The sequence below is a fragment of the Stenotrophomonas sp. HMWF003 genome, from assembly GCF_003061285.1.
GTDB lineage: Bacteria > Pseudomonadota > Gammaproteobacteria > Xanthomonadales > Xanthomonadaceae > Stenotrophomonas > Stenotrophomonas maltophilia_AP.
The window spans coordinates 1-1,194 of record NZ_QAIW01000125.1 but is presented as its reverse complement, the minus strand read 5'-3'; the positions used below and the strand labels follow the sequence as shown (position 1 = coordinate 1,194).

Genomic DNA, 1,194 nt, shown 5'->3' with positions numbered 1-1,194 from the left:
GGTCGTCGCCGAGGATCGGCAGCGGCTCGTCGCGCAGCAGCGCGCGCACCGGGGCCAGGTCCACGCGGTCGCGCTTGAGGTGGCCGTCGGGCGCGTCGTGGCCCAGGATGCGGCCTTCGTCGTCGAGCAGGTAGACCTCGACGCTGGGGTTGACCGCCATCAGCTTGCCGAACAGCGCGCGCACTTCGCCGCCGCGCATGCCGCGCGCGTCCATCAGTTCGCCGCTGCGTGCGATGTGCTCGGCCAGCCCGCGCGACAGCCGCTGCACGGTTTCCTGTTCGTGCATGGCGGTGCTGCGCATCTGGATCCACAGCAGCGCGCCGCAGCAGGCCAGCAGCAACGCGCAGAACACCACCGACAGGCGTTGGGACAAGGTCAGGCGGATCATGCCGCGTCCCCTTCGGTGTCGACCAGCTTGTAGCCCCGTCCCCACACCGTCTGGATGCGCTGCGGCGCCGCCGGGTCGCGCTCGATCTTGTTGCGCAGCCGGTTGATGTGGGTGTTCACGGTGTGCTCGTAGCCGTCGTGCTGGTAGCCCCAGACCTGGTTGAGCAGGTCCATGCGCGAGTACACCTGCCCCGGGTGACGGGCGAAGAAATACAGCAGGTCGAACTCGCGCGGGGTCAGTTCCAGGGGCCGGCCTTCCACCTGCGCGGTGCGTGCAACCGGGTCGATGCGCAGCCCAGCCACCTCGGTTTCACCGGCGTCGATGCGCGCGTTCTGCGCCATGGCTTCCACCCGCCGCAGCAGCGCCTTCACCCGCGCCACCAGTTCCAGCATCGAGAAGGGCTTGGCCAGGTAGTCGTCGGCGCCCAGTTCCAGGCCCAGGATGCGATGCACTTCGCTGGCCCGCGCACTGGTGATGATGATCGGCGTGTAGCGCGCCATCGCGCGGGCACGCTTGCAGATCTCCAGCCCGTCCACGCCCGGCAGCATCAGGTCCAGCACCAGCGCGCTCCAGGGCTGCGCCTCGAGCAGGGCCAGGCCCTCGTCGCCGGTGGCGGCGTGGGTGACCTCGTAGCCTTCGTCGCGCAGGTGCATGCGCAGCAGGTTGGCGATGTGGACGTCGTCTTCGACGATCAGGACACGCTTGGCGCTGCTCATCGGGGCGGGCGGGCCGGTAGGGGGAACAGGCTGCATTGTCGGCCGATACGGCCCCGGATGTGTCACGGAAAATTTAACCCTGCGTGAGGA

At 69.0% G+C, this 1,194-nt stretch carries 1 protein-coding gene and 1 pseudogene; both read right to left on the bottom strand.

The annotated features are described in order from the left end of the window. A pseudogene (locus DBR34_RS22125) lies at positions 1–334 on the bottom strand (two-component sensor histidine kinase); the annotation flags it as partial. 50 nt (positions 335–384) lie between these two features. Next, on the bottom strand, positions 385–1,104 hold the full coding sequence (locus tag DBR34_RS04860) for a response regulator transcription factor (RefSeq protein ID WP_128095930.1): 720 nt from the start codon (positions 1,102–1,104) through the stop codon (positions 385–387). Between the last annotated feature and the right edge of the window lie 90 nt (positions 1,105–1,194).